19 protein-coding genes, 1 tRNA gene and 1 pseudogene are annotated in these 18400 nt (G+C 68.2%); 9 read left to right on the forward strand and 12 right to left on the reverse strand.

Going from position 1 to position 18400, the window contains the following annotated elements:
• Positions 1 to 198 (forward strand): annotated as a pseudogene (locus tag DIE21_RS25960) (ABC transporter ATP-binding protein); the annotation flags it as partial.
• 265 nt (positions 199 to 463) lie between these two features.
• On the forward strand, positions 464 to 1135 hold the full coding sequence (locus DIE21_RS25965) for a DUF2278 family protein (RefSeq protein WP_124500379.1): 672 nt from the start codon (positions 464 to 466) through the stop codon (positions 1133 to 1135).
• 21 nt (positions 1136 to 1156) lie between these two features.
• Here DIE21_RS25965 and DIE21_RS25970 read toward each other — a convergent pair whose 3' ends face one another.
• The 3 genes from DIE21_RS25970 to DIE21_RS25980 all read right to left on the reverse strand — a co-directional run bounded on the left by DIE21_RS25970 (position 1157) and on the right by DIE21_RS25980 (position 4134).
• On the reverse strand, positions 1157 to 1612 hold the full coding sequence (locus DIE21_RS25970) for a GNAT family acetyltransferase (protein WP_124500380.1): 456 nt from the start codon (positions 1610 to 1612) through the stop codon (positions 1157 to 1159).
• A gap of 13 nt (positions 1613 to 1625) precedes the next feature.
• Positions 1626 to 2810 carry an acetylornithine transaminase gene (locus tag DIE21_RS25975; protein WP_124500381.1) on the reverse strand — a complete coding sequence of 395 codons (1185 nt, stop codon included), beginning with the start codon at positions 2808 to 2810 and terminating at the stop codon, positions 1626 to 1628.
• Between the two features lie 292 nt (positions 2811 to 3102).
• Positions 3103 to 4134: a CDP-6-deoxy-delta-3,4-glucoseen reductase gene (locus tag DIE21_RS25980; RefSeq protein WP_124500382.1), complete on the reverse strand. Its 1032-nt coding sequence runs from the start codon at positions 4132 to 4134 to the stop codon at positions 3103 to 3105.
• A gap of 107 nt (positions 4135 to 4241) precedes the next feature.
• Between DIE21_RS25980 and DIE21_RS25985 the strand changes: the two genes are divergently transcribed.
• Entirely contained in the window at positions 4242 to 5279 is a 1038-nt protein-coding gene (locus DIE21_RS25985; RefSeq protein ID WP_124500383.1) for an NAD-dependent epimerase/dehydratase family protein, read from the forward strand.
• On the opposite strand, the gene DIE21_RS25990 is transcribed toward DIE21_RS25985, so the two are convergent.
• Together DIE21_RS25990 and DIE21_RS25995 are read right to left on the reverse strand one after the other, a co-directional pair.
• Positions 5262 to 5450, reverse strand: a complete 189-nt coding sequence (locus DIE21_RS25990; protein ID WP_124500384.1) for a hypothetical protein — start codon at positions 5448 to 5450, stop codon at positions 5262 to 5264. The genes DIE21_RS25985 and DIE21_RS25990 overlap by 18 nt on opposite strands.
• Positions 5451 to 5555: 105 nt before the next feature.
• The gene (locus tag DIE21_RS25995; RefSeq protein WP_124500385.1) at positions 5556 to 6272 is read right to left on the reverse strand and encodes a pseudouridine synthase; all 717 of its coding nucleotides are present in this window, start codon (positions 6270 to 6272) and stop codon (positions 5556 to 5558) included.
• 207 nt (positions 6273 to 6479) lie between these two features.
• Between DIE21_RS25995 and DIE21_RS26000 the strand changes: the two genes are divergently transcribed.
• The 3 genes from DIE21_RS26000 to DIE21_RS26010 all read left to right on the forward strand — a co-directional run bounded on the left by DIE21_RS26000 (position 6480) and on the right by DIE21_RS26010 (position 9059).
• Positions 6480 to 6980 (forward strand): DinB family protein, encoded by a 501-nt coding sequence (locus DIE21_RS26000; protein ID WP_124500386.1) that lies wholly within the window; start codon positions 6480 to 6482, stop codon positions 6978 to 6980.
• Positions 6981 to 7177: 197 nt separating this feature from the next.
• Positions 7178 to 7951: an SDR family oxidoreductase gene (locus DIE21_RS26005; protein ID WP_027785181.1), complete on the forward strand. Its 774-nt coding sequence runs from the start codon at positions 7178 to 7180 to the stop codon at positions 7949 to 7951.
• 178 nt (positions 7952 to 8129) lie between these two features.
• Positions 8130 to 9059, forward strand: coding sequence for a LysR family transcriptional regulator (locus DIE21_RS26010; protein ID WP_124500387.1), 930 nt, complete (start codon positions 8130 to 8132; stop codon positions 9057 to 9059).
• Between the two features lie 83 nt (positions 9060 to 9142).
• Here the strand turns inward: DIE21_RS26010 and DIE21_RS26015 are convergent, their stop codons facing one another.
• On the reverse strand, positions 9143 to 10039 hold the full coding sequence (locus DIE21_RS26015) for a LysR family transcriptional regulator (RefSeq protein WP_124500388.1): 897 nt from the start codon (positions 10037 to 10039) through the stop codon (positions 9143 to 9145).
• Between the two features lie 105 nt (positions 10040 to 10144).
• Here DIE21_RS26015 and DIE21_RS26020 point away from each other — a divergent pair, with 105 nt between their 5' ends.
• Complete coding sequence (locus tag DIE21_RS26020) at positions 10145 to 11035, forward strand: alpha/beta fold hydrolase (protein ID WP_124500389.1); 891 nt, start codon at positions 10145 to 10147, stop codon at positions 11033 to 11035.
• A gap of 30 nt (positions 11036 to 11065) precedes the next feature.
• Here DIE21_RS26020 and DIE21_RS26025 read toward each other — a convergent pair whose 3' ends face one another.
• Positions 11066 to 11965 (reverse strand): SDR family oxidoreductase, encoded by a 900-nt coding sequence (locus tag DIE21_RS26025; RefSeq protein ID WP_124500390.1) that lies wholly within the window; start codon positions 11963 to 11965, stop codon positions 11066 to 11068.
• 71 nt (positions 11966 to 12036) lie between these two features.
• Positions 12037 to 12774, reverse strand: a complete 738-nt coding sequence (locus DIE21_RS26030; protein ID WP_124500391.1) for an SDR family oxidoreductase — start codon at positions 12772 to 12774, stop codon at positions 12037 to 12039.
• A gap of 117 nt (positions 12775 to 12891) precedes the next feature.
• Between DIE21_RS26030 and DIE21_RS26035 the strand changes: the two genes are divergently transcribed.
• The gene (locus DIE21_RS26035) at positions 12892 to 13794 is read left to right on the forward strand and encodes a LysR family transcriptional regulator (protein WP_124500392.1); all 903 of its coding nucleotides are present in this window, start codon (positions 12892 to 12894) and stop codon (positions 13792 to 13794) included.
• A 28-nt stretch (positions 13795 to 13822) separates the two neighbouring features.
• On the opposite strand, the gene DIE21_RS37340 is transcribed toward DIE21_RS26035, so the two are convergent.
• The 4 genes from DIE21_RS37340 to DIE21_RS26050 all read right to left on the reverse strand — a co-directional run bounded on the left by DIE21_RS37340 (position 13823) and on the right by DIE21_RS26050 (position 16486).
• The gene (locus DIE21_RS37340) at positions 13823 to 13990 is read right to left on the reverse strand and encodes a hypothetical protein (protein ID WP_185642842.1); all 168 of its coding nucleotides are present in this window, start codon (positions 13988 to 13990) and stop codon (positions 13823 to 13825) included.
• 152 nt (positions 13991 to 14142) lie between these two features.
• Positions 14143 to 14227 (reverse strand) — tRNA-Leu (locus tag DIE21_RS26040).
• A 95-nt stretch (positions 14228 to 14322) separates the two neighbouring features.
• Positions 14323 to 15480, reverse strand: a complete 1158-nt coding sequence (locus DIE21_RS26045) for an ABC transporter substrate-binding protein (RefSeq protein WP_124500393.1) — start codon at positions 15478 to 15480, stop codon at positions 14323 to 14325.
• A gap of 64 nt (positions 15481 to 15544) precedes the next feature.
• Entirely contained in the window at positions 15545 to 16486 is a 942-nt protein-coding gene (locus DIE21_RS26050; RefSeq protein ID WP_085041128.1) for a CysB family HTH-type transcriptional regulator, read from the reverse strand.
• A 217-nt stretch (positions 16487 to 16703) separates the two neighbouring features.
• Here DIE21_RS26050 and DIE21_RS26055 point away from each other — a divergent pair, with 217 nt between their 5' ends.
• Entirely contained in the window at positions 16704 to 18383 is a 1680-nt protein-coding gene (locus DIE21_RS26055; RefSeq protein ID WP_124500394.1) for a nitrite/sulfite reductase, read from the forward strand.
• The last annotated feature ends 17 nt before the right edge of the window (positions 18384 to 18400 follow it).

Raw genomic sequence — 18400 nt, forward strand, 5'->3', positions numbered from 1 at the left:
GTCGAGAAGATCTTCGAAGTGGTGCGCGAGATCTCGAAGGAGGGCATCACGGTGCTGCTCGTCGAACAGAACGCACGTCTGGCGCTGCAGGCGGCCGATCGCGGCTACGTGATGGATTCGGGTACGGTCACGATGGAAGGCGATGCGAAGCAGATGCTCGATGATCCGAAGGTGCGGGCCGCGTATCTGGGTGAATGAGCGGGCCCGGTGCGGCGCGACGGCGGATGCCGGCGTGCCGCGCAAGGGCTGTCGAAAGGCTGTCACGGGATGCCGTGACAGCCTTTTTTTCGTGTGGCGCGCGCGGCGGCGAACGGTGCGCGCGGATGCGACTCCATTCATTCGACAGTGACGCCGGCCATGCGGTGCGGGACCCGGTAGCGTAAAGGCCGTCCGCCACCGGCCGTCCGCAAACCGACACGCGGGCTGCGTAGCATGATCGATCCATCGGGCACGGAGAGCACGCATGAGTCTGGACTACGGTTTCGTGAAGGCGAAGGTGACGTCGGTGGCGAAGCTGAAGGGCTCGCCGCACGGCGGCGAGATCCAGTATCACATCCACCTGACGCTCGCGTTGCCGGCGGGCGACTGGGACGTCGCGATCAACGTCGGCACCAACGACGCGGACGACCTGCTGAACTACAAGCTCGTCTACGATTTCCACCATCCGGTCACGGCGACGCTCGCGGCCGCGGCCGAAGGCTACACGGATCTCACCGGGCAAGCCGCGCTGCCGGCGCTCGACTATCTGCGCGGCGACATCCTGAACGAGACGGGCGCATGGCGCGCGAGCGCGGTGATGGACGGCACCGAGAACGCGGAGCCGATCCCGTCGCTGCTGCGGCTCGTCAATGCCGCGCAGTCGCAGGGGCTCGACGTCGTCGTGTTCGGCCGCACGTATCGGGAAGGCAACGGCATCCACGACACGCACATGAACCAGGGTTCGACGGGCTCGAACTACCTGCACCGCGCGGGCGATGACCACAACGATCACAACGACGTGTGGCAGGACGGCGCGCTGATCGTGCGCGTGAGCGAGTCGCAATGGGCCGCGTATTTCGCGGCGTTCGAGCAGCAGGCCGTGCCGACCGACGCGCTCGGCAACCCGCTGCCGGGCGCGGGGCCGATCACGCGCTGAGGGCGGCGGCCGCCGGCGGCGTCACGCGGCCGGCAGCGTCTTGCCGAACGAGATGCGCGCCTCGACGCGATAGCCGAGCGCCGCATAGAAGCAGCACGCATCGTCGTTGCCGGGCAGCACCTGCAGATTGATCTTAAGGCAGCCGCGCGCGGCGAGCGCGCGTTCCGCATGCGCGATCAGCGCGCGGCCGATGCCGAGTCGCCGCGCGTCGTTCGACACGCCGAACGAGTAGAGCCAGCCGCGATGTCCGTCGAAGCCCGCCATCAGCGTGCCGACGACCCGCGCGCCGCAGGTCGCGACGAAGAACAGCTCCGGCTGCGTCGCGAGCTTCAGCTCGATCGATCGCAGCGGATCGCGGTGCGGCGGCGCGCCGGCTTCGTCGTACTGCGGGAACGCGTCGCGCCAGACTGCCAGCACGGCATCGGTGTCGGCGCGTTCGAACGGGCGGATGGCGACGGCATCGGCAGCGGCATCCATCGCGGCGGTCTCCTTAGAGCGTGTCGAGGATCGACCGCAGCATCGCCATCATCTGGTCGATTTCGTCGGTCGTCACGTTCAGCGCGGGCATGAAGCGCAGCAGGTTCGGGCGCGCCGCGTTCAGCAGCAGGCCGTCGGGCTGCATGTCGCGCGCCTTCTCGACGATCTGCGGGCCGATGTCCTTGCCGAGCAGCAGCGCGCGCAGCAGGCCTTCGCCGCGTTCACCCTCGAAGCCGCGCTCCTCCGACAGCTCGAGCAGCTTGCGCTTCAGGTATTCGCTGCGCGCGCGCACGCCTTCGAGGAAACCCGGCGCGACGAGCTGCGAGATCACCGAATAGCCGGCCGCCGTCATCAGCGGGTTGCCGTTGTACGTGCCGCCCTGGTCGCCGGCCTCGAACACCGCGACGTCGGCCTTCGACAGCAGCGCGCCGAGCGGCACGCCGCCGCCGATGCCCTTCGCGAGCGTCATGATGTCCGGCTCGATGCCGGACAGCTCGTATGCGAACAGCGTGCCGGCGCGGCCGCAGCCGCTCTGCACCTCATCGACGATCAGCAGCAGGTTGTGCTGCTTCGTCAGCGCACGCAGCGCCTGCATGAACTCACGCGTCGCCGGAATCACGCCGCCTTCGCCCTGGATCGGCTCGAGCATCACCGCGACGGTCTTGCCGGTGATCAGCTTCTCGACCGAATTGATGTCGTTCAGCTCGGCCTTCGGGAAGCCCGGCACCTGCGGTGCGTAGATCGTGTCCCAGCCCGGCTTGCCGCTGGCCGACATCGTCGCGAGCGTGCGGCCGTGGAAGCTGTGGTCGAACGTGATGATCTCGTACGCGCCGTTCCTGAACTTGCGGCCCCACTTGCGGGCGAGCTTGATCGCGCCTTCGTTCGCCTCGGCGCCGCTGTTCGTGAAGAACACCTTGTCGAACACGCTGTGCTGCGTGAGCAGCCCCGCGAGCTTCGCCATCGGCTCGTTGTAGAACGCCGGCGACGGGTTCAGCAGCTTTTCTGCCTGGTTCTTCAGCGCTTCGACCACGCCATCGTTGCAGTGGCCGAGGCTGTTGACGGCCCAGCCCTGGATGAAGTCCAGATAGCGCCTGCCCGTGTGATCGTAGAGCCACGAACCCTTGCCGTGCGTAAACACGATGTCGGGGCGGTTCGTGATGTACATCAGCGAGTCGATCGGGTAATCGTTCAGGGGCATGGCAGCAGACTCCAGCGGGCGTTGAAAGGGAAACGGGCAATAAAAAAGCCACGGAAGGCCGTGGCTGGTGGGTCGAACAGCTTGTGCGTAACCGGTGAAGCGGAGGAGGGTTACGCGCGAGTCCGTGACGAGCCGGCGGCATCCGGGCGGAGCGGCGAGCGGCGACGTCGAAGGGCGGACAGGAAGCGGTTCATGTGCGCAAGCATAAGGCATCCCGCACCCCACTGTAAACCGCCGCGATGCCACGGATGTGACACGGCGGCGCGCAGCGGGGCGCGGGCGCGCCCGGTGCTCAGACCGGATGCGCGAGGTCGGCGGCGCTCGTGAATGAGTCCGCGTAGAACTCGTCGGCCGGCAGCGCGTGGTGCTGCGTGAAGTCGCGCTGCGCGGATTCGACCATCACCGGCGCGCCGCATGCGTACACCTGGTGACCCGACAGGTCGGGCAGGTCCTCGATCACCGCGCGGTGGACGAAGCCGGTGCGGCCGGTCCACTGGTCGGCGTCGTCCGGCTCGGACAGCACCGGCACGTAATTGAAGTTCGGGATCTCGCGCGCCCATTGCTCGGCGAGCTCGCCGAGGTAGATGTCCTTCTTGCGGCGGGCGCCCCAGTAGAGCGTCATCGGGCGCGTGATGCCCGAATGCTTCACGTGCTCGATGATCGCCTTGATCGGCGCGAAGCCGGTGCCCGACGCGAGCAGCACGATCGGCTTGTCGGAATCCTCGCGCAGGAAGAACGTGCCGAGCGGGCCTTCGAAGCGCAGGATGTCGCGCTCCTTCATCGCGCCGAACACGTGGTCGGTGAACTTGCCGCCCGGCATGTGGCGGATGTGCAGCTCGATCGGGCCTTCCTCGTGCGGCGCGTTCGCCATCGAATAGCTGCGGCGCGAGCCGTCCTTCAGGATGAACTCGACGTACTGGCCCGCGAGGTATTGCAGGCGCTCGTTGGCGGGCAGTTGCAGCTTCACGACCATCACGTCGTCGGCGCGGCGCTCGAGCGCCGCGATCCGGCACGGCAGCTTCTTCACCTGCACGCCGTCGACGCCGGCGATTTCACGCACGTCGATCTCGAGGTCGCATTGCGCCTTCGAGCAGCACAGCAGCGCGAGCCCGCGCGTGCGTTCGTCGTTGGACAGTGCCGACGCGGCGTGCGGGCCCTGTTCGATCTGGCCCGACACGATCTGGCCCTTGCAGGAGCCGCACGCGCCGTTCTTGCACCCGTACGGCAGATGGACGTTCTGGCGCAGCGCCGCCGCCAGCACGGTTTCGTCCGACTCGACCTGGAACTGCCGGCCGCTTTGCTTGAGAGTAACGTTGAATGCCATAGAACCAAAAAGAACAAAATGTGGGGGACCGTGCATGTCGCGCACGGCAGCTACAATGCAAGCCCGTTGCGCGCCGCGCAACGGTGGCTACTGATTTCGCAACCAACATGATCGCGACTCGAAACCTGCGCCGGCCGCGCGCACTGATCGTCGGCTGCGGCGACGTCGGCCTGCGCTGCGTGGCGCAATGGTGCGACGCGCGCCGCAACCTGCGCATCGTCGCGCTGACGAGCCATCCGGGCCGCCGCGACGAATTGCGCGCGGCAGGCGCGACGCCGATCGTCGGCAACCTCGATCGCCGGGCGACGCTCGGACGGATCGCGGGGCTCGCCCGCACGATCCTGCATCTCGCGCCGCCGCAATCCGACGGCCGCGACGATCGCCGCACCCGTGCGCTGATCGCCGCATTGTCCGTGCCTGCACGGCGACCCTGCACACCGTCGGTGTCTTCGGTCGGCCGGCTTCGCACGCTGCGCGCCGCGACCCGACAGGCCGGCGTGCCGGGGCGGGCAGCGCGTATTGTACCCGACGCCCTTCGCGCACCGACGCTCGTCTACGCCAGCACGACGGGCGTATACGGCGATTGCGGCGGGGCGCGAATCGATGAAACGCAGCCGCTGCGCCCCGCGAATCCGCGCGCGTTCCGGCGCGTGTCGGCCGAACGTCAACTGCGGGCGGCGACGGTGCGCGGCGTGCTGTCCGCGCGCATCGTGCGCATTCCCGGCATCTACGCGGCGAACCGGCTGCCGCTCGCGCGGCTCGAGCGCGGCACGCCGGCGCTCGAGCCGGCCGACGACGTCTACACGAACCACATCCATGCGGACGATCTCGCAACGATCCTGCGCCGCGCGGCCGTGCGCGGCAAGCCGGCGCGCGCCGTGCACGCGTCGGACGACAGCGAACTGCGGATGGGGGAGTATTTCGACCGGGTCGCGCGGGTGTTCGGCCTGCCGCTGCCGCCGCGCATCAACCGCGCGGACGCCGAGCATCAGCTCGAGCCGTCGCTCCTGTCGTTCATGCGCGAGTCGCGGCGCCTGTCCAATGCCCGGCTCAAGGCCGAATTGTGCGTGACGTTGCGCTATCCGACCGTAGACGAATTCCTTCAAACGCTCGTGCCGGGCCGCACGTCAGGTCAGCGCCGGTAACGCCTCGATCAGCAGGAAGCACAGCAACGCGCCGATCAGTGCGCCGATCAGGTTCGGATGATATTTGTGCTTCATGTGCATCGCGGCCAGCAGCCCGCCGATCACGAGAGCACCCGCGACCGCGAACGCGATCGTCACGTACGACAGTTCGAAAGAATGGTTGAGGTTCATGATGTCTCCCCTGCATCGCTGCTCGTACAGCTTGTGATTTCAGTATAGCGGGGGATGCTGCGGCCGCGATGCGGCCGGACACCGAACGGTCGTGCGGATTTTCCCTTACAGGGTTTTGACGGGATTGCGCAGGGCTGAAAGGTCGCTTTCCCCGAGCCAGAGCCACGCGCCGGGCGCCAGGTCGTCCGGCAGCGTGAAGCCGCCGATGCTTTCGCGGTGCAGCGCCTCGACCCGGTTGCTGGCCGCGGCGACCATGCGTTTCACCTGATGATATTTGCCTTCGAGGACGGTCAGCGCGAGCGCGCGCGTGTCGCGCGCGTCGGCGGCGACCGCCGCGATGGGCTTCGGCTCGCCGTGGAGCTGCACGCCGGCGCGCAGCGCGTCCAGCTGGGCGTCGTCGAGCGGGTGGCGCACGGTCGCGACGTAGGTCTTCGGCACCTTGCGCTTCGGCGACGTGTACGCGTGCACGAACTGGCCGTCGTCGGACAGCAGCAGCAGGCCCGTCGTGTCCTGGTCCAGGCGGCCGACGCACTGCACGCCGCGTGCGACGAGCGGCGCGGGCAGCAGGCTGAACACGCTCGCGTGGTGTTGCGGCTCGCGCGAACACTCGTAGCCGGCCGGCTTGTTCAGCGCGAGATACGCGCGGGCGTGGAACGGCCAGGCGGTGTCGTCGACCGTGAACACGAGACCGTCGGTGTCGAACGACGCGTCAGGGTCGGTCGCGCTCGCGCCCGCGACGGTGACGCGACCCGTTTCGATCAGGCCGCGGCATTGGCGGCGCGAGCCGAAGCCCTGCGTGTAGAGAATGCTTTCGAGATCCATAGCGCGCGCATTCTATCAAGCGGCGTGCCGGCAGCGGCACGAACCCGTCCGCGCTGGTAAGCTGCCGGAGCGCCGCGCGCGTTCATGCTTCGCGACCGACAGGCATCGCAGGCAAGGGGCGTACGGCTTCAGCGCGAAGTCGTGCCACGGCGGCGGCAGGCCGGTGCCCGGGCTGCCGCGGCCTTCATCCGACACGAGGTTTGCCGCATGAATCCGATGACGTTCGATGCACTCGCCGATTTTCCCCGCCAGCTCGAAGCCCATTTCGCCGCCGTGCCGGACGGTTATGCGAGCTGGACCCCCGACGACTGGAGCGGAATCCCGAGCGAGCACTTCTCGCCGCTCGGGCAGCTCTGCCACGTGCGCGACATCGAGATCGACGGCTACCACGTGCGGCTGCGGCGGATGCTCGACGAAGATCACCCGCTGCTCGTGTCGGTCGACGGCGACGCGCTTGCGCTCGAACGCCGCTACGACGCCGCGCATGCATCCGGCGTGCTCGCGGCGATTCGCGACGCACGGCGCGAGACGCTCGACCTCGTGGCACGCCTCACGCCCGCGCAGCTTGCACGTACCGGCGAGTTCGAAGGCTACGGTGCGCTGACCGTGCGCGGCCTCCTTCACTACCTGTGCAGCCACGACCAGCAGCATCTGGCCGGCATGCAGTGGCTGCTCGGCAAGATCGACGCGGTGCTGTACGCACGCTGACCCGCGCGACCCGGCGGCCGTGCATCGGGTCATGCCGCATCGAGCACATTTCGCGGTGGTCGTCGGTGGGGCAGGCCACCGTTCCGGCCTCGTGATTGGATCGTTTTTCTGGATAATCCATCCAGCCGCGCCCGGCTGACCGTCGCGTCGCACGTGCCTACACTCCTAGCTTCATTCAACGCTAAAAGGAGTCAACCGTGGCTACTCACACGCTCGCAGACAAGGTCGTCCTGATCGCAGGCGGCGCCAAGAATCTCGGCGGCCTGATCGCCCGGGACCTGGCCGGCCACGGTGCGAAGGCGGTGGCGATTCACTACAACAGCGCGGCGTCGCAGGCGCAGGCGGAAGAGACGGCCGCCGCCGTGCGCGCGGCCGGCGCGCAAGCCGCGACGTTCCAGGCCGACCTGACGACGGCCGCCGCGGTCGAGAAGCTGTTCGACGACGCGAAGCAGCGCTTCGGCAAGATCGACATCGCGATCAACACTGTCGGCAAGGTGCTGAAGAAGCCATTCACCGAAATCTCGGAGGCCGAATACGACGAGATGTTCGCGGTGAACAGCAAGTCGGCGTTCTTCTTCATCAAGGAAGCGGGGCGGCACCTCGAGGATCACGGCAAGCTCGTCACGCTCGTGACGTCGCTGCTTGGCGCGTTCACGCCGTTCTATGCGGCCTACGAAGGGTCGAAGGCGCCGGTCGAGCACTTCACGCGCGCCGCGTCGAAGGAGTATGGCGCGCGCGGCATCTCGGTGACGGCGGTCGGGCCGGGTCCGATGGACACGCCGTTCTTCTATCCGGCCGAAGGCGCCGACGCGGTCGCGTATCACAAGACGGCGGCCGCGCTGTCGCCGTTCAGCAAGACGGGCCTCACCGACATCGAGGACGTCGTGCCGTTCATCCGCCATCTCGTGACCGACGGCTGGTGGATCACCGGCCAGACGATCCTGATCAACGGCGGCTATACGACCAAGTAACGGGCCGTGCAGGGGGCGTCGCGTGCGTGCGGCGGCCCGCAATGGACCGTTTGCATGGACAATGGACGGGCGCGCGGGCACGAAGCCGCGCGCCCGTTTCGTCTGTGCCGCCGGGATCTGCCGCGACGCGAGGCAGTGGCCGGTGACGGGCGTCTGAACCCACGTTTTCCGCCTGCCGATGGACAAGCTGGACCAGGTCAGAATCTTCCTTCAGGTTGCCGAGATGGGCAGCTTCATCAAGGCCGCGCATGCGCTCGACGTGCCGCGCGCGACCGTGTCGGCTGCTGTCCAGCAGCTCGAGACGGCGCTCGGCACGCGCCTGTTGCACCGCACGACGCGGCAGGTCCAGCTGACCGCCGACGGCGCGCTGCTGCTCGAGCGCGGCCGGCGCCTGCTCGCGGAAGCCGACGAACTCGACCGGCTGTTCCGGCGCCGCGATCGCGACGTGATCGGGCGGCTGAACGTCGATGTGCCGAGCCGGATCGCGCGCCGCGTGATCGCGCCGGCACTGCCGTCGCTGTTTCGCCGCCACCCGAAGCTGCAACTGTCGCTCGGCTCGACGGACCGCTCGATCGATCTCGTGCAGGAAGGTGTCGACTGCGCGATCCGGGTCGGGCGGCTCGCGGACAGCAGTCTCGTCGTGCGGCCGCTCGGGCAGTTCGCGCTGATCAACTGCGCGAGCCCCGACTACCTGCGCGAATGCGGCGTGCCCGAGCATCCGGATGCGCTCGCGCACGGGCACTGGGCGATCGGCTATGCGTCGCCGACGACCGGGCGCGAGCTCGGCTGGGAATACTGCGCGGACGGCGGGCGCCACACGCTGGCGCTGCCGAGCCGCGTGATCGTCAACAACGCCGAAACCTATATCGCGAGCTGCATGGCCGGGATGGGGCTGATCCAGATTCCGCGCTTCGACGTCGTGCACCTGCTCGACAGCGGCGCGCTGGTCGAGGTGATGCCCGGCCATCGGGCCGCGCCGATGGACGTGTCGGCCGTATATCCGCATCGCCGGCACCGGTCGCGGCGGCTCAACGCGTTCATCGAGTGGTTCGGGGAGCTGATGGCGGATGCGCTGCACGACACGGGTGCGACCGCGAGCGGCGACTGAAGACGGGCGCAGTGCCTGAACGCGCTGACGGCGATCGGCGGGTGCCGGCGGTATGCGACAGGTATGGCGGCCGGCGCGCGCGTTCAGCCGGCCTGCGCGGCGAATTGCCGGGTGCGCCCGGTGGCCCGCACCGCGTCGATCAGCGCGGCGCCGGCGCCGTCAGGCCTGGACGCGAACGCATAAAAACGTGCGGCCGGCAGCGCCGGCAGACCGTCGTGCGGCCCGCACGCGCGCAGGCCGTCGCGCAGCTGGCTGCGTGCGAGTGCCGTGACCGCGAAGCCGGCGAGGGCGGCCGATATGCAGCCGGCCATGCTGCCGCTTTCGAACAGCACGCGGAATGGCCGCAGCGCGGCGGCGAGCGCGGACACCGCGGCTTCCCGATACACGCACGGCTCCGGAAACAGCGCGAGCGGCACGTGGCCTTCGGCGTCGAGCGCCGTATCCGACGCGAACGCCCACACGAGCGGTTCTTCCCACAGCAGTTCGCCCGGTGCGTCGACCCGCCGGCATTGCTTGCCGAACACGACGTCGAGCCGGCCCACCGTCTGCTCGCGCAGCAGCGACGCGGTGATCCCGACCTTCAGCTCGATCGACGTGCGCGGATGGCTGTCGCGGAACGTGCGCAGCACCTGCGGCAGCCACGTGCCCGCGAAGTCTTCCGACGCACCGACGCGCAGCCGGCCGTGCGCGGGCGCGCCGCGCAGCCGGGCGCGCACTTCGCGCTCCATGTCGACGATGTTGCGCGCGTACGCGTACAGCGTGTCGCCGGCCGGCGTGAGCGCGACACGGCGCGTGGTGCGCGCGAGCAGCATCGTGCCGGCCGCCTGTTCGAGCCGCTTGATGTGGCCGCTGACCGCGGACGGGGTCAGCGCGAGGCGTTCCGCGGCCGGCGCGAAGCCGCGGCTGTCGACGACTTCGAGGAAGGTGCGCAACAGCGCGATGTCGAGGGCGGTCGACGCGGGATCGGTCGGCGGTTCCATCGGTCGATTCAACGCAATATTCGAAGAATGGATCATGATACTCCGCGAATCGTGATTAGAAGCGGCTCTACCATCGACCTTCAGACTGACCCACCGGAGTGCACGATGACCGCTTATCGATTTGCGACGACCGCGTCGCTCGAACTCGCCTATCTCGAATGGAATCCGCGCGGCGAACGCGTGGCCGTGTTGCTGCACGGCTGGCCGGATAGCCCGGTCGGCTGGGAGGCTGTGGCGGAAGCCCTTGCTGTCCGCGGCTATCGCGTGCTTGCGCCCGCGCTGCGCGGCTTCGCACCGACCCGTTTTCGCGACGCGACGGTGCCGCGCAGCGGCCAGCTCGCGGCGCTCGGGCGCGACGTGCTCGAATTCGCCGACGTGCTCGGCCTCGAGCGGCCCGTGCTGGTCGGGCACGACTGGGGCGCCCGCGCGGCCGCGAACGCATGCGGGTTGCGCGATGGCGTCGCGTCGCACCTGGTGATGCTGTCGGTCGGCTACGGCACCAACGATCCCGCGCAGCCGCTGTCGCTGCAGCAGGCGCGCAACTACTGGTATCACTGGTTCATGGCGACGCCGCGCGGGGAGAGTGCGTTGCGCGACGACCGTCGCGCGTTCGCACGCCTGATGTGGGACACGTGGTCGCCGCCGGGCTGGTACAGCGATGCGGAATTTGAGGCCTCCGCGGTGGCGTTCGACGGACCCGACTGGATCGACGTCGTGCTGCATTCGTACCGGCAGCGCTGGGGCTTCGCGCCCGGCACGCCGGCCTACGCGGACGACGACGCGCGGCTGAACCCGGCACCGGTGCTGGCGGTGCCGACGCTCGTGCTGCATGGCGGCGCGGATACCTGCAATCACCCGGACGGCTCGGCCGGTCGCGAGCGGTTCTTTACGGGGCGCTACGCGCGACAGGTGCTGGACGGTGTGGGGCACTTCCCGCAGCGGGAGGCGCCGGCGGCGGTCGCGGCGGCAATCCTCGGGTTCTGCGAGCGAGACTGAGGCGCGCCGGCCGGCCCGGCGCGCGGCGGATCAGTTGCCGATGCGGGGCGCAAGCAGGTCGGCGAGTCCGATGTTCCTGAACATCTCGCGGCGAATGCGATCGCCGACGCGGAATACCTCCTCCGCGCCGTCCTGCGACGGATCGACGAACACGCGGTACGGGCGCGTGCCGGACGGCGCGCCGACGATGTCGACGATTGCCGTCGCGACGGCGGCGGCATCGGCATCCGCGGGCTCGAGTGCGGCAAGGCCCTTCAGCGCGTGCTCGGCGACGCCCGCGTACGGGCCGTCGTCGTACGCTGACTGCACCGCCGCGTCGGCCGGCTTGCCCGCGTGGGCGAAATGATTCGTGCCGCGGGTGAACGCGCCCGGCACGACGATCGACGTTTCGATCCCCCAGCGCGCGAGTTCGGCCGCATAGGACACCGCGAGCGAATCCATCGCGGCCTTCGCGGCGAAGTAGGGCGCAAGGAACGGCGGCATGCCGCCGCGCGCCGACGAGGACGATACCCACACGAGCAGGCCGCGGCCGCGGCTGCGCAGGTGTGGCAGCGCAGCGCGGTTCACGCGCTGGGTCGACACGACGTTGATGTCGTAGAGTTGCGCCAGTTGTTCGGGCGTGAACGCTTCGGCCGGGCCGAACACCATGTGGCCGGCATTGTGGACGACGACGTCGAGGCGGCCGTTGTCCGCGATCACGCGCTCGATCGCGGCAGCGACGGATGCGTCGTCGCCGACGTCGAGTTCGACGGTGCGCAGGTCGACGCCGTGCTCCCGCGCGTAGTCGGCGATGGCGGCGACGCGCGGCGCGTTGCGGCCGGCGCTCTCGCGCATCGACGCGTAGACCGTATGGCCGGCGCGGGCGAGCGCCTGGGCTGTCAGCAGGCCGAAGCCGCTGGACGCGCCCGTGACGAGTATGACTTCCTTCATGATCGATCTCCTGCGAGCGGGTTGGCGCGAGCCGCGGCGGGCGGCCTGTTCGCGCGATTCATCGGTGTCCGTCAGCACATGCCGCCGTTGGCGCGCAGGATCTGGCCGTTGACCCACGCGCCGTCGGGGCCGGCGAGGAATGCGACGACGCCGGCGATGTCCCCGGGCTGGCCCAGCCGCTCGAGCGGATTCATCTTTGCCAGCCGATCGACGAGTTCGGGGCTCTTGCCCTCCAGGAACAGCTCGGTCGCGACCGGCCCCGGCGCGACGGCGTTCACGCTGATGCCGCGGCCGCGCATCTCCTGCGCGAGGACCTGCGTCAGTCCTTCGACGGCTGCCTTGGTCGCGACGTACACGCCGTAGGTAGGCAGGCGCACGCCGACCATCGTCGACGACAGGTTGACGATGCGGCCGCCGTTGCGCACGCGCTTTGCCGCCTCGCGGCTGACGTTGAAGGTGCCTTTGAGGTTGATCGCGACGGTCTGGTCGAACGTGGTGTCGTCATAGTCGGCGATCGCCCCGAGCTTCATGACACCCGCGCTGTTGACGACCACGTCGATGCGCCCGAACGCCTGCTCGGCCGCGTCGAACAGTGCGGCGACCGCCGCCGGGTCGGCGATGTCAGCCTGCACCGCGATGGCTTCGCCGCCGTCGGCGGCGATCGCGTCGACCACCTCCCGGGCCGGGCCCGCGCCGCCCGCGTAGTTCACGACGACCCGGAAGCCGTCCCGGGCGAGACGGCGGGCGATTTCCGCGCCGATGCCGCGCGATGAGCCCGTGACGAGGGCGACCTTTTCCGATGTGCTCATGTCCTGCTCCTTGGTTCGTGAGTGCCGGGCGATCCGGCGACAGGACAAATGTAGGCTTCCTCGGTAAATAAAAATAATGAATAATGATCAGATCAAGAATGACTGAAAGTATGTCTCATGGCCTTTGACAGCAGGCTCCTGAGCGGTATCGGCGTGCTCTCGGCGGTGATCGAGGCCGGTACCTTCGCGCGCGCGGGCGAGGCGATGGGGCTGACGCAGCCGGCGGTGAGCCGCGCGGTCGCGCGGCTCGAAGAGCGCGTCGGCATCCGGATCTTCAACCGGACGGCGCGCGCGATCACGTTGACCGACGAAGGGCGGCGCTTCTACGAGGCCGTCGCGCCGCTGCTGGCCGGCATCGAGGAGGCGGCGGTCGACGCCGGCCGTTCCCGGGCGCGTGTCAGGGGGCGGCTGCGGGTCAACGTGGACGGCACCTTCGGCCACTACGTGCTGGCGCCGAGGATGGCCGAATTCCTCGACCGCTTCCCCGAACTGTCCGTCGAGATCAGCGTGCGCGACCGGATGGGCGATCTCGTTACCGACGGGTTCGACGTCGCGGTGCGTTTCGGCGTGCCGGAACCGTCGTCATACCGTGCGCGGCTGCTGCTCGAGACACGCGTGCTGACCTGCGCGTCGGCGGCCTATGTCGCGCGTCATGGCGAACCGCGCCACCCTCGGGATCTCGCGGACGGGCACCGTTGCGTGCTGATCCGCGATCCCGTGACCGGACGGCCGTACGAATGGGAATTTCACCGGGGCAAGGAGGTCGTGCCGGTCGACGCCGCTGGCAGGCTGACGGTCAACGACACGGGCGGGCTGCTCGGCGCCTGCCTCGGTGGCGTCGGCATTGCGCAACTGCTGGAACTCTATGCGCGGGACATCCTCGCCGACGGGCGGCTGGTCCTGCTGCTGCCGGAATGGACGGACGAGACCTTCCCGCTTTATGCGTATCACCACGCGTCGAACCTCGTTGCCGCGAAGGTGAGGGTGTTTCTCGACTTCGTCCGCGAGTTGATGGCCTGAGCGTGACGGGCGGCACGCCGCCGCCGGATCACTCGGTGCGGTGCGGAATGTTGTCCGGGAACGGGTAGGGCGCATGCGGCCCCGGCCAGTCGGGCACGGGCGGCTCGCTCAGCAGGTCGCATCCGCCCAGCATGAGCGACAGCAACGCGGCGAGCACGCCGCGACAGATCCGGCTTGAAATGACGCGCGTGGACATGGGCGGCCTCCGTGCTTGCGTGTCCTGATGCTTGGACCGCCGGGGGGAGGTGCGCGTTGCGGTGTGCCCGGCGCGCGGCAAAAACAAAAAACCCGCGAAGCGGCGAGCTTGCGCGGGTTTCGACAGGTGCAGCACATGACGCTGCGAAAGACTGGTGCCCAGGGCCGGAATCGAACCGGCACGCCTTGCGGCGGGGGATTTTGAGTCCCCTGCGTCTACCAATTTCACCACCTGGGCTTTGATCCTGGCCGCACATACGATTGCGCGCGGCGAAACGCGGATTATGGCGGAAAACGGGGCACCGGGCAAGCTGTCCGGCGACCGCCCGTGCGTTACTGGCTCAGATAGACGAACTGGCCGTGTTTCACGATCCCCATCACGCTCGCACGCTGGTCGAGTCCCACGTGATCCCTGTCGCTCGTATTGACGATGCCGTTCGGCACGACGAGTTCGCGTGCGCGTTCGAGTTCGCGCCGCAGCGCCGCGCGGAAGGCCGGTGTGCCGGGCTGCGCGGTCTTCAGCGCGCGGCCGACCGCGTCGGCAAGGCGCGGGTACACGCCCGCCGCGTCGCCCGCGAACTGCGTGACGGTGCCGGCACCGTATTTCGTCTCATATGCATCGACGAATGCCAGTGCAGCCTTGCGGGCCGGATGGTCGGCGGGCAGCGTGCGCGCGACGACGACCGGCTGGGTCGGGAACAGCGTCCCGTCGACGTCCTTGCCGCCGAGCTTGATGAATTCCGGCGTCGCGATCCCGTGCGTCTGGTAGATCGCGCCCTTGTAGCCGCGCTCGATCAGCGTGCGCTGCGGCAGCACGGCCGGCGTGCCCGAGCCCGCGATCAGGATCGCGTCGGGTTTCGCCGCGATCAGCTTCAGCGCCTGGCCGGTGACGCTCGCGTCGGTGCGGTTGAAGCGCTCGGTCGCGATCACGCGGATCTTGCGCACCTCCGCGAAGCGCGTGAATTCGTTCAGCCAGCTATCGCCGTAGCTGTCCGCGAAGCCGATGAAGCCGACCGTCTTCACGCCGTGGTTGGCCATGTAACGCGTCATCACGTCGGCCATCGCGCTGTCGCTCTGCGCCATCTTGAATGCCCAGGTCCGCGCGCCTTCCTGCGGCTCGACGATCGTGCCGGAACCGACCAGCGTGATCATCGGCGTCTGGGCGGCCGCCACCGCGTCGAGCGCCGCGAGCGCGGCCGGCGTGATGTTCGGCCCGACCACGACGTCGACGTGATCCTCGTCGACCAGCTTGCGGATGTTGCGCACGGCGGTGCCCGGGTCGGACGCGTCGTCGAGCACCGTCACCTGCACCGGCTGCCCGGCGATCGTCTTCGGCCACATCAGGATCGCGTTCTTGCTGGTGATGCCGATCGCGGCGGCCGGGCCGGTCGACGACAGGTCGACGCCGACCTTCAGGTCGGCATGCGCGGCCGCGCAGGCGAGCACGAGGGCGGCGCCGGCGGCGCGGCGCATCAGGGCGGGAAGCGTCATGCGGGAATCTCCGTCGGGCAACAAAAAGGGGCGCGATATGCGCCCCGTCGTTTATACACGCGGGTCAAAGCTCGTACGATTCGGATTCGCCCTTGAGCGCCTGCTCGATCAGCTTGCGGTTCAGCGTCGGCGACAGCAGCTCGACCAGCGTATACACATAGCCGCGCAGGTAGGCGCCCTGCTTGAGCGCGACGCGCGTCACGTTGCTGCCGAACAGGTGGCCCACCGGAATCAGCCGCAGGTTGCGGTCGCGCTCCGGGTTGAACGCGATGTCGGCCATGATCCCGACGCCGAGGCCGAGCTCGACATAGGTCTTGATCACGTCGGCGTCGATCGCCTCGAGCACGATGTCCGGCGACAGCCCGCGCAGCGCGAACGCATGGTTGATCTTCTTGCGGCCGGCGAACGCATCGTCGTACGTGATCAGCGGGTACTGCGCGAGATCGTCGAGCGTGACCGGCTTGCGTTCGAGCAGCGGATGGTCGGCCGGCACGACGGCCGCGTGGTGCCACTGGAAGCAGGGCAGCGACACGAGTTCCTTGTAGTCGGAGATCGCCTCGGTCGCGATCGCGAGATCGGCCTGGTCGTGGATCACCATCTCGGCCACCTGCGTCGGGCTGCCCTGCAGGATCGACAGATGCACCTTCGGGAAGCGCTTCTTGAACTCGGCGATCGCGGCCGGCAGCGAGTAGCGGGCCTGCGTGTGGGTCGCCGCGATGGTCAGGTTGCCCTGATCCTGTGCGGCATAATCCTTCCCGACCCTTTTAAGGCTTTCAACCTCCTGAAGAATCCGCTCGACCGACGCGAGGATGATCCGGCCCGGCTCGGTGAGCGAGCGCACGCGCTTGCCGTGCCGCGTGAAGATCTCCACGCCGAGCTCGTCCTCGAGCTCGATGATCGCCTTCGACACCCCCGGCTGCGACGTGTACAGCGCCTTGGCGGCCTCGGTGAGGTTGAAATTCTGCCGGACGGCCTCGCGCACGAAGCGAAATTGGTGCAGGTTCATTTATAACCCTTCCGCATATCAACAGAATTTTTTAGTCGTTTGAAATATAAGGCGAGTTTATTACGATTCACCGGAGTTTTTCAAATATGGATATCTGTTTTCGTCATTAGCAATCCAGCCGGGCAGCGGAAGGCCGGCGGTGGCGGCGGAACGGAGATTCGGGCGCGACGTGGCTAGGACGTCGCGCGGTCACCACGAAAACCCCTGGGGTCCCCGAATGTATCAGTACGACCAGTACGACCAGACGATCGTCGACGAGCGAGTCGCACAGTACCGCGATCAGGTGCGCCGCCGCCTGTCGGGCGAGTTGAGCGAAGACGAATTCCGTCCGCTGCGCCTGCAGAACGGCCTGTACATGCAGCGCCACGCGTACATGCACCGCATCGCGATTCCGTACGGCAACCTGCGCAGCGAACAGCTCCGCATGCTGGCGCGCATCGCCCGCGAGCACGACCGCGGCTACGGCCACTTCTCGACCCGCTCGAACATCCAGTTCAACTGGGTCGAGCTGGAAGACACGCCCGAGATTCTCGCGAAGCTCGCATCGGTGCAGATGCACGCGATCCAGACGTCGGGCAACTGCATCCGCAACATCACGGCCGACCAGTTCGCCGGCGTCGCGCAGGACGAAGAGATCGATCCGCGTCCGTGGTCCGAGATCCTGCGCCAGTGGTCGACGTTCCATCCCGAATTCGCATGGCTGCCGCGCAAGTTCAAGATCGCGGTGTCCGGCTCGAAGGACGACCGCGCGGCCGTGCAGATCCACGACCTCGGCGTGTACCTGAAGAAGAACGAGCAGGGCGAAGTGGTCGCGAGCATCCTCGCGGGCGGCGGCCTCGGCCGTACGCCGATCGTCGGCGCGGTGATCAAGGAAGACCTGCCGTGGCAGCACCTGATCACGTACTGCGAAGCCGTGCTGCGCGTGTACAACCGCTACGGCCGCCGCGACAACCTGTACAAGGCGCGTATCAAGATCCTCGTGAAGGCGCTGTCGCCCGCGAAGTTCGCGCAGCAGGTCGAGGAAGAGTGGCAGCACCTGAAGGACGGCCCGTCGACGCTCACGCAGGCCGAGCTCGACCGCGTGTCGCAGTACTTCTTGCCGCCCGTCTACGAGAAGCTCGCCGACACCGACGCGTCGTTCGAGCAGCACCTGCTCGAGAACAAGGCGTTCGCGCGCTGGGTCGAGCGCAACGTCGCACCGCACAAGGTGCCGGGCTATGCCGCCGTCACGCTGTCGCTGAAGGACCACCGCGTGGCGCCGGGCGATGCGACCGACGCGCAGATGGACCTGGTGGCCGACTGGGCCGACGCGTACTCGCTCGGCGAACTGCGCGTGTCGCACGAGCAGAACCTGATTCTCGCGAACGTCAAGAAGCGCGACCTGTTCGCGGTGTGGGAAAAGGCGAAGGCGGCCGGCTTCGCGACGCCGAACGTCGGCCTCCTGACCGACATCATCGCGTGCCCGGGCGGCGACTTCTGCTCGCTCGCGAACGCGAAGTCGATCCCGATCGCGCTGGCGATCCAGCAGCGTTTCGACGATCTGGACTACGTGTACGACCTCGGCGACCTGTCGCTGAACATTTCCGGTTGCATGAACTCGTGCGGTCATCATCACGTGGGTAACATCGGCATCCTCGGCGTCGACAAGGACGGCGCCGAGTGGTACCAGGTGTCGCTCGGCGGCGAGCAGGGCACGGGCCGGAACGGCGCGCGCCTCGGCCGCGTGATCGGGCCGTCGTTCTCGGCGGAAGAAGTGCCGGACGTGATCGCGAAGCTGATCGACACGTTCGTCGAGGCGCGCATCGACGGCGAGCGCTTCATCGACACGTACGACCGCATCGGCATCGCACCGTTCAAGGAGCGCGTGTATGCGGCGCGCCAGGCAGTGAACGCGTAACCAACCGGGTAGAAGGA

This window comes from Burkholderia sp. Bp9140 (genome assembly GCF_003853425.1).
Lineage (GTDB): Bacteria > Pseudomonadota > Gammaproteobacteria > Burkholderiales > Burkholderiaceae > Burkholderia.

What these genes read in the sequence shown, in the direction of transcription:
- DIE21_RS25965 (WP_124500379.1), top strand. Translation starts at nt 464, where the DNA reads ATGAGTCTGGACTACGGTTTCGTGAAGGCGAAGGTGACGTCGGTGGCG.
- DIE21_RS25970 (WP_124500380.1), bottom strand. Translation starts at nt 1,612, where the DNA reads ATGGATGCCGCTGCCGATGCCGTCGCCATCCGCCCGTTCGAACGCGCC.
- DIE21_RS25975 (WP_124500381.1), bottom strand. Translation starts at nt 2,810, where the DNA reads ATGCCCCTGAACGATTACCCGATCGACTCGCTGATGTACATCACGAAC.
- DIE21_RS25980 (WP_124500382.1), bottom strand. Translation starts at nt 4,134, where the DNA reads ATGGCATTCAACGTTACTCTCAAGCAAAGCGGCCGGCAGTTCCAGGTC.
- DIE21_RS25985 (WP_124500383.1), top strand. Translation starts at nt 4,242, where the DNA reads ATGATCGCGACTCGAAACCTGCGCCGGCCGCGCGCACTGATCGTCGGC.
- DIE21_RS25990 (WP_124500384.1), bottom strand. Translation starts at nt 5,450, where the DNA reads ATGAACCTCAACCATTCTTTCGAACTGTCGTACGTGACGATCGCGTTC.
- DIE21_RS25995 (WP_124500385.1), bottom strand. Translation starts at nt 6,272, where the DNA reads ATGGATCTCGAAAGCATTCTCTACACGCAGGGCTTCGGCTCGCGCCGC.
- DIE21_RS26000 (WP_124500386.1), top strand. Translation starts at nt 6,480, where the DNA reads ATGAATCCGATGACGTTCGATGCACTCGCCGATTTTCCCCGCCAGCTC.
- DIE21_RS26010 (WP_124500387.1), top strand. Translation starts at nt 8,130, where the DNA reads ATGGACAAGCTGGACCAGGTCAGAATCTTCCTTCAGGTTGCCGAGATG.
- DIE21_RS26015 (WP_124500388.1), bottom strand. Translation starts at nt 10,039, where the DNA reads ATGGAACCGCCGACCGATCCCGCGTCGACCGCCCTCGACATCGCGCTG.
- DIE21_RS26020 (WP_124500389.1), top strand. Translation starts at nt 10,145, where the DNA reads ATGACCGCTTATCGATTTGCGACGACCGCGTCGCTCGAACTCGCCTAT.
- DIE21_RS26025 (WP_124500390.1), bottom strand. Translation starts at nt 11,965, where the DNA reads ATGAAGGAAGTCATACTCGTCACGGGCGCGTCCAGCGGCTTCGGCCTG.
- DIE21_RS26030 (WP_124500391.1), bottom strand. Translation starts at nt 12,774, where the DNA reads ATGAGCACATCGGAAAAGGTCGCCCTCGTCACGGGCTCATCGCGCGGC.
- DIE21_RS26035 (WP_124500392.1), top strand. Translation starts at nt 12,892, where the DNA reads ATGGCCTTTGACAGCAGGCTCCTGAGCGGTATCGGCGTGCTCTCGGCG.
- DIE21_RS37340 (WP_185642842.1), bottom strand. Translation starts at nt 13,990, where the DNA reads ATGTCCACGCGCGTCATTTCAAGCCGGATCTGTCGCGGCGTGCTCGCC.
- DIE21_RS26045 (WP_124500393.1), bottom strand. Translation starts at nt 15,480, where the DNA reads ATGACGCTTCCCGCCCTGATGCGCCGCGCCGCCGGCGCCGCCCTCGTG.
- DIE21_RS26050 (WP_085041128.1), bottom strand. Translation starts at nt 16,486, where the DNA reads ATGAACCTGCACCAATTTCGCTTCGTGCGCGAGGCCGTCCGGCAGAAT.
- DIE21_RS26055 (WP_124500394.1), top strand. Translation starts at nt 16,704, where the DNA reads ATGTATCAGTACGACCAGTACGACCAGACGATCGTCGACGAGCGAGTC.